The sequence below is a fragment of the Rikenella sp. genome (assembly GCF_056799795.1).
The window spans coordinates 1-7,606 of record NZ_JBQIQO010000054.1; the positions used below are offsets into that span (position 1 = coordinate 1).

Here is a 7,606-nt window from a genome sequence, read left to right on the forward strand (position 1 = left end):
TGCCTCTCGGAATAAACGCCGCGGGCACGCGGTGGGCAAGGGGCAGGAGCTACCCTAATATTAGACAGCCTCTACCCTACTTTTGAGCTGAATCCTGCGGTTCGCAGAACCGCGCGGGCCGGACGCCTGCCCCTCGGGAGGCCCGCAACACGCCGCTGATGCGTCGAGAGTTGCTGTACCTCCCGGGCGTCCGACCCCACCGAAACAATATCCCATTTACCGGCTAAAATGTCGAGAGCGGCCTGTCGCCCATCTCCATTCTGCGAAGTTCGTCCTCGGCGCGCCCCCCACGCGCCGCTAATGCGTCGATCTTGCCGAGGATGGCGATTCCTCGCGGAATCGCGCGAATCGCTCACACCTCAAAGCTGTTGATAAGAGCAACCGCCCCTCAAAAAAATCCCAAAAGTTAAAAGTCGAACAGTGTCGGTTCGATATATCGCGGTTTTTCCGCCCCTCCCTCCTCTGGAGCCCCCCGCTCCTCGCTCGACGAGACCTCCGCCTCGGCCACAACCACCTCCTCCGTCTCCTCCGCCATTTCTACTTCCGATTCCGCCGGAAGAGCCTCGTTCACCGCCTCGGCCAACGCCTCCGTCCGCACCACGATCTCCGTATCCGTACTCTCCGCCCCCAGTTCCGTCTTGATCTCCAGCAACGCCGCCCGAATCCGCCCCAGGTGTTCCAAAATCTGAACATCCCGTTTCAACGAATTTTTGTTGTCCTTGATGTACTTTTCCGCCCCCGCCAGTGTCATCCCCTTCTCCTTCACCAAATGGTAGATCAGCTTCAGGTTCTCGATATCCTCCGGCGTAAAAAGCCGGTTTCCCTTGGCATTCTTTTTCGGTTTGAGCACGTCGAACCGCTTCTCCCAGAAACGAATCAACGAGGGATTCACGTCGAACATTTCGGAGACTTCGCCCATGCTGAAAAACATCTTTCGAGAGCCCTTTTTCTTATCGGTCATACGGAAAATCGAGGTTTCGGTTCAGTCTGCCAAGATAGCGATTTTTTCCATACCTTTGACCACCGGATGCAAAAGCGACACACCATACGAGGCACCGTGACGACCGGACGCCGGCTGGGCCGGACGCTCGGTTTCCCGACCGCCAACATCGAACTCGCCGCCACCGACCGGAGTCGGGACAAAGAGCAGAACGGCGTTTGGCTGGCCCGAGCGGCATGGGATGACGACAACAGCACCCAACGGCGGTGGGCATTGGTCAACATCGGAACCGCCCCGACCGTGACGCGGGAAGAGAAGACCAAAGCCGAAGCCTGGCTGTTCGACTTTTCCGGCGATCTGTACGGACGGGAGCTCCGGCTCGACCTTTTACGCTACCTCCGGCCCGAACGGAAATTCGCCTCGGTGGAGGAGTTGCGCCGGGCGATGGAAGAAGACAAAGAAAATGCACTCAATATCATAGCACAGGATGAGTTTACCTTATAAAGTGGCCAACATGTCTCTGGCCGAATGGGGACGCAAAGAGATCGAAATCGCCGAACACGAGATGCCGGGCCTGATGGCTCTGCGCAAGAAATACGGGCCCTCGAAGCCTTTACAGGGGGCAAGGATCATGGGGTCGCTGCACATGACGATCCAGACGGCGGTATTGATCGAAACCTTAGTGGAGTTGGGGGCAGATGTGCGGTGGTGCTCCTGCAACATCTTTTCGACACAGGATCACGCAGCGGCGGCCATTGCGGCAGCCGGGGTGCCGGTTTTCGCCTGGAAGGGAGAGACGCTGGAGGATTACTGGTGGTGCACGCGCGAGGCGCTCACCTTTCCGGGAGGAAAAGGGCCGCACCTGATCGTCGACGACGGCGGGGATGCCACCCTGTTGATCCACAAAGGGTTTGCAGCAGAGGACGACGCTTCGGTTTTAGATCGGACGGCGGCGAATCACGAAGAACAGGTCATCCTGAACCTGTTGAAAGAGACTTTGAAAACCGACCCGGGCAAGTGGCACGCAACAGTAGAAGAGTTGCGAGGGGTTTCGGAGGAGACCACCACGGGGGTGCACCGGCTCTACCGGATGATGGAGCGCGGAGAGCTGCTCTTTCCGGCCATTAATGTCAATGATTCGGTCACGAAATCGAAGTTCGACAACCTGTACGGCTGCCGGGAGTCGCTGGCGGACGGCATCAAGCGGGCGACGGACGTGATGATCGCGGGCAAGGTGGTGGTAGTCTGCGGTTACGGGGATGTGGGCAAGGGGTGCGCGGCGAGCATGCGGCATTATGGCGCCAGGGTCATTGTGACGGAGATCGACCCGATCTGCGCTTTGCAGGCGGCGATGGAGGGTTTCGAGGTAAAGACGGTCGAGGATGCTTTGCCGGAGGGGAATATCTATGTCACCACGACGGGAAACCGGGATATCATCACGCTGGAACACATGCAGCGGATGCGGGATCAGTCGATCGTCTGCAACATCGGCCATTTCGACAACGAGATTCAGATGGATCGCCTCAACGCGTTCGAGGGAGCGACGCGCACGGAGATCAAACCGCAGGTCGATCGCTATACGTTCGCGGAAGACGGACACTCGATTTTCATTCTGGCCGAAGGACGGCTGGTGAACTTAGGCTGTGCGACGGGCCATCCGTCGTTCGTCATGAGCAACTCGTTCACGAACCAGACATTGGCACAGCTCGACCTGTGGCAGCGGGATTACAAGACGGGGGTCTATCGGCTTCCGAAACACTTGGACGAGGAGGTGGCTCGGCTGCATTTAGAGCAGATCGGGGCTCATCTGACACGCCTGACACCGGCTCAGGCGGACTACATCGGAGTTTCGGTCGACGGGCCGTATAAAGCGGACTTCTATCGGTACTGATCCGGCTCTCCCTATTCATTTTCATGCGGTCTGCGGCTCCGGCGGCAGGCCGTTTTTTTATGCTCGGGGCGGAAGATTCGGATCACACAACGTCCGCCCCGGGCTTCCGCGAAAGAGCCAATGGCGCGCTGAACGGTGTCGGCGGCAATGGTTACAGTTGGGCTTCTACGGTCAGCGGTACCGGTGGCATGAACTTGAGTTTCGGTGTGACATGGATCGGCCCCAGCTACTCGAGCAGCCGTGCCTACGGTTTTCCGTTGCGTTGCCTCTCGGAATAAATAGGAAGGTGAGTGCGAGGGCGATTAGGGTAGAGACGGCCCGGTTCGAGTGCCGAGCGGCACCGCCCCGGGCTTCCGCGACGCGGGAGACTATGGACGATTGGGAGGAGTGGTAAATGTCGGCGGCAGCGGATACAGTTGGTCTGTTGCAACCAATAGCATTCACAGTATATTTTTGGCTTTCGATCCACCATACCTCTATCCCGGCTACGCGTACTTCCGTGGCCTGGGTCTTCAGTTGCGTTGCCTCTCGGAATAAACGGGAAAGGGAGTCGCGGTGGGCAAGGGGCCGAAACTACCCTAAGCCCCTACCCCCAACCCTCCAAAAAATAGCCTGCGCCCCGCAGAGCCCCCGACCATTCGAAATACGGAAGCCCTGCGAAGCGCCAAGCCTGATTTTACTAACAATAGCTAATTAAATAGAATGTCCGATAATTGATACACCCGAAATCGGATTCAAATTCCGTGCCACGCTCTGCGTAACGCCGAAAAACGGCCTCCGAAAGAACAGCCTGACGCCCGAATCCTTATCTTTGCACCGCTGCATCGAACCGCACGAACAGAATCACACATGCAGCAAAAACGTTCGACCGTCATGACTACATTTTTAATCTGTTTGGCCCTCCTCGTCGGCTCCTACTTCACCTACGCCCGTTATCTGGAACGGCAGTTCGGAGCCGATCCGAAAGCGGCCGTACCCTCCGAAACCCACCGCGACGGAGTGGACTATCTGCCCCTGCCCGCCTGGAAAACCTTTCTGATCCAGCTGCTGAACATCGCCGGACTCGGCCCCATCTTCGGCGCCCTGCTGGGAGCCATGTACGGCCCCGTCGCCTTCCTGTGGATCACCTTCGGAACGATCTTCGTCGGCGGCTTGCAAGACTACGCCAGCGGCATGATTTCGCTCAAAGAGGGCGGCGTGAGCTTTCCGGAGATCGTCGGACGCTACATGGGGCTGACCGTGCGACAAGTCATGCGCGCCTTTACCCTCTTTCTGATGGTGCTCGTCGGCGCCGTCTTCATGGTCGGGCCCGCCGGCATCCTCGAAGGATTCACCGGACTGAGCCAGTCGGTTTGGGTCTGGATCATTCTGGCCTACTACATTTTAGCCACCCTGCTGCCTATCGACAAAATTATCGGCCGGTTCTACCCGATCTTCGGCATCGCTCTGTTCGCCATGGCGCTCGGCATCTTAGGTGTGCTGTTTTTCGGGCCTTACGAGATTCCGAACCTCTCGGCCGCATCGTTCGGCAACTTTACGGCCAATCCACAGGGATTGCCGATCATCCCCACCCTGTTCATTACGATCGCCTGCGGCGCCGTATCGGGATTCCACGCCACCCAGTCGCCGATGATGGCCCGGTGCGTCATCAACGAGCGACAGGGACGTCCCGTTTTCTACGGCGCGATGGTTTCGGAAGGGGTGATCGCCCTGATCTGGGCCGCCATCGGGATGGCCTTCTGGGGCGGAACGGAGGGGCTGAGCGAAGCGCTCGCAGCACACGGCGGGAATGCCGCCTGGGCCGTGGAGACGATTACCAACACCACACTGGGCAAAGTCGGCGCCTTTCTGGCCCTGCTGGGTGTGGTCGTCGCACCGATTACGAGCGGCGACACGGCATTCCGGTGCGCACGGCTCATCGCGTCAGACTTTCTGCACCTGGAACAGAAACAGCTCGTCAAGCGGCTCTACATCTCGCTCCCGATCTTTCTGGTGGGCGTCGCCATCACCCTCATGCCGTTCGAAGTCATCTGGAAATACTTCGCCTGGGCCAATCAGGTGCTGGCTGCCATCTGTCTCTGGACGGTGACCGTCTACCTGGCCGTTCGGCGTCGACACTGGGCCATGGCTTTCCTGCCGGCCGCATTCATGACCTTTATCGTCTCCTTCTACATTTTCATCGCCCGCGAAGGAGTCGCAATGCCTTACTACACGGGACTGGCGATCGGTTCGGCCATCACGGTCGCGATTGTGGGGACGATGGGGTGGTACGTGCGGAATGCCTGGCGCGGTCGGGTTGCAGCGAGTCGGTGATGCCGAGGGAAACGATTATCTTTGTCGCCAGATGAAAGTCACTCAAAAATTCGAGACCGGGAAGACCCGTTTTGCCTTCGAACTGCTGCCGCCGCTCAAAGGCGATAATATCGACACGATTTTCGACACGATCGAACGGCTGGCCCCTTACCACCCGTCGTATATCAACGTCACCTACCACCGCGAAGAGGTGAAGCTCATCGAGCGTCCCGACGGCTTGCTGGAGCGTCGGGTGATACGCAAACGGCCGGGAACGGTGGGAATCGCCGCCGCGATTACGGCGCGTTACGGCATCGACGTCGTTCCGCATCTGATTTGCGGCGGGTTTTCGAAGTACGACATCGAGGACGCCTTGATCGACCTGAGTTTTTTGGGGGTCGACAATATTTTGGCGCTGCGGGGCGACAACCTGCGCGGCGAACGGATGTTCCGGGCGGCGGAAGGGGGACACCTGCATGCGGAGGATCTCGTCCGGCAAATCATCCGGATGAATCGGGGCGAATACCTCGACTCGGAGCTGGAACACAGCGCTCCGACAAACTTTTGTGTCGGCGTGGCGGGTTATCCGGAAAAACACGCCGAGGCGCCGAATCTCGCCACGGACATCGCCCACCTGAAAGCCAAAATCGATGCGGGGGCGGAATATGTGGTGACTCAGATGTTTTTCGACAATTCGAAATATTTCGCCTACGTCGAAGCGTGCCGGGCGGCGGGGATCGGGGTTCCGATCGTCGCGGGGCTCAAACCTTTCACGACGAAATCGCAGCTCTCCTTGCTGCCGCAGACGTTCGGCATCGAACTGCCGGACGAGCTGGTGCGGGCGGTAGAGGGGTGTCGGGATAATGCGGCTGTGCGGGAGGTGGGAATCGAGTGGGCGGTGGCACAGGGGCGCGAGCTGATGGCGGCGGGAGTTCCCGCGCTCCATTTCTATACGATGGGCAAGGCGGATAATGTGGAACGGATCGCCCGGGCGTTGTTCTGAGCCTCTCTTTTCAGCCGGTTTTCCCATCTCCGGTTCGTTCGGTCTGTCCGGCATCAACGGCTTCGGGACAAACCCGGCCAGTTCTCGAGTGCCTTTCGACCGCGCTCCGGGCTACCGCGGTCACGACGAAGGTATACTGGTGAATGTCGGTTACAGCGGGTTCAGTCGGTCTTCCGCTACGAACGATATCTACGGTCTGTACCTGGGGTTCGATTCGCAATACCTCTACACCTGCCGTTCGGACAATCGCGGCCACGGTTTTCCGTTGCGTTGCCTCTCGGAATAAACAGGGACGTATTGCTTGGGAGAGAGGCGGTTTAGGGGAAAGGCGGTCAGTAAAACGCCCTGCGGGCACGCCCCGGGCCTCCGCGGCGATGCCGATGCAGCGTTGTGGCACTCTGGCAATCATGGTTTCATTTGGGCTTCCACCATCAATGAAACCAATGCTATACGCTTAGCTTTGAGCACTCGATACCTCGATTCCAATAATTCGCACACTCGCGCCCACGGTTTTCAGTTGCGTTGCCTCTCGGAATAAACGGGGAAGAGAACACCCGCCCCGGGCTACCACGATACAGGATCGGGTGGACTGGGCAACGTTGGCGGCTACGGGTTCAACTACTCGTCCGCCTTTAGCGGCACCGGCAGCGTATTTTTGCATTTCAGCACGCAGTACTTCAATCCCGTCAGCGTGAGTTACCGCGGCCACGGTTTTCCGTTGCGGTGCCGCTCGGAATAAATGGTGGAGGTGCTGTGTCTTTTTAATGGAAACTTCGTTTGAGAATTGCCTCCTGCGGTTCGCAGAACCGCGCGGGCCGGACGCCTCCCCCTCGGGAGGCCCGCAACGTTCGCATGCTCACTGCGGTCACTCCCGGGCGTCCGACCCACCGAAACAATGCTCCGTTCACCGGTCAAAGCTGCCAAGTTCGGCCTTGTCGCTCCCATTCTGCGAGATTCGTCCTCGGTGCGCCTCTCCTCGCGCCGGTGCCTTCGGGCACTCCGATTGGGCAATCTCTACCCAAGAGGCCGGCGATCCCTCGCGGAATCGCGCTATTCGCTCTAAACCTATAGCAATGCGCCGCCAGCGGGGGCGCAACGAGCCCCGTCGAGTTGCAGCCCGCCGCGTGGGGTGGCGGCGAACTGCGCGACCCCAAAGGGTCGCAGAAGCTCAGCCCGGCGCGGCGGGAAAACCGGATCCGGTTTTCCCGCCTGAAGAACAAGCATAGCCCAAAGCTCGCCCCAGTTCTCCGCCCCGTGTCCGCCTCACTGCGGCTCCGCTTTCGCTCCGCCACGTTTTCGCGCGCCTTGGGAAATCTTGTCAAAACACGCAAGCGAGTTTCGACGATTTCCCTCCTAAGGCGGAGCGCACGGCTTTTTCTCGTCGCCCGCTGGGATTTCATCTCGATTTTGCTCACCGCAAAACGAGTGAAATCCCCTTTTAGGCGGTCGGGCGACGGAGTTTTCGCACACGGTCGAGTTT

7 protein-coding genes are annotated in these 7,606 nt (G+C 59.1%); 6 read left to right on the forward strand and 1 reads right to left on the reverse strand.

Features of this window, described 5'->3' with window-relative positions:
- Positions 1 to 406: 406 nt before the first annotated feature.
- Positions 407 to 961: a MerR family transcriptional regulator gene (locus tag ACTO3O_RS09510; RefSeq protein WP_298080747.1), complete on the reverse strand. Its 555-nt coding sequence runs from the start codon at positions 959 to 961 to the stop codon at positions 407 to 409.
- 96 nt (positions 962 to 1,057) lie between these two features.
- Here ACTO3O_RS09510 and ACTO3O_RS09515 point away from each other — a divergent pair, with 96 nt between their 5' ends.
- The 6 genes from ACTO3O_RS09515 (at position 1,058) to ACTO3O_RS09540 (ending at position 6,412) form a co-directional block, all read left to right on the forward strand.
- Positions 1,058 to 1,444: a riboflavin kinase gene (locus ACTO3O_RS09515; RefSeq protein WP_482596740.1), complete on the forward strand. Its 387-nt coding sequence runs from the start codon at positions 1,058 to 1,060 to the stop codon at positions 1,442 to 1,444.
- On the forward strand, positions 1,428 to 2,831 hold the full coding sequence (ahcY, locus tag ACTO3O_RS09520) for an adenosylhomocysteinase (protein ID WP_297831284.1): 1,404 nt from the start codon (positions 1,428 to 1,430) through the stop codon (positions 2,829 to 2,831). Before ACTO3O_RS09515 ends, ahcY begins: the two co-directional genes overlap by 17 nt.
- Positions 2,832 to 3,158: 327 nt before the next feature.
- The gene (locus ACTO3O_RS09525) at positions 3,159 to 3,368 is read left to right on the forward strand and encodes a hypothetical protein (protein ID WP_297627737.1); all 210 of its coding nucleotides are present in this window, start codon (positions 3,159 to 3,161) and stop codon (positions 3,366 to 3,368) included.
- A 336-nt stretch (positions 3,369 to 3,704) separates the two neighbouring features.
- The gene (locus tag ACTO3O_RS09530; protein ID WP_297831287.1) at positions 3,705 to 5,144 is read left to right on the forward strand and encodes a carbon starvation CstA family protein; all 1,440 of its coding nucleotides are present in this window, start codon (positions 3,705 to 3,707) and stop codon (positions 5,142 to 5,144) included.
- Positions 5,145 to 5,175: 31 nt separating this feature from the next.
- Positions 5,176 to 6,126 carry a methylenetetrahydrofolate reductase [NAD(P)H] gene (metF, locus tag ACTO3O_RS09535; RefSeq protein WP_297831290.1) on the forward strand — a complete coding sequence of 317 codons (951 nt, stop codon included), beginning with the start codon at positions 5,176 to 5,178 and terminating at the stop codon, positions 6,124 to 6,126.
- Positions 6,127 to 6,214: 88 nt separating this feature from the next.
- Entirely contained in the window at positions 6,215 to 6,412 is a 198-nt protein-coding gene (locus ACTO3O_RS09540) for a hypothetical protein (RefSeq protein ID WP_297831293.1), read from the forward strand.
- Positions 6,413 to 7,606 lie beyond the last annotated feature (1,194 nt).

Coding starts and splice junctions, on each gene's coding strand:
- ACTO3O_RS09510 (WP_298080747.1), bottom strand. CDS start 961: ATGACCGATAAGAAAAAGGGCTCTCGAAAGATGTTTTTCAGCATGGGC.
- ahcY (WP_297831284.1), top strand. CDS start 1,428: ATGAGTTTACCTTATAAAGTGGCCAACATGTCTCTGGCCGAATGGGGA.
- metF (WP_297831290.1), top strand. CDS start 5,176: ATGAAAGTCACTCAAAAATTCGAGACCGGGAAGACCCGTTTTGCCTTC.
- ACTO3O_RS09530 (WP_297831287.1), top strand. CDS start 3,705: ATGACTACATTTTTAATCTGTTTGGCCCTCCTCGTCGGCTCCTACTTC.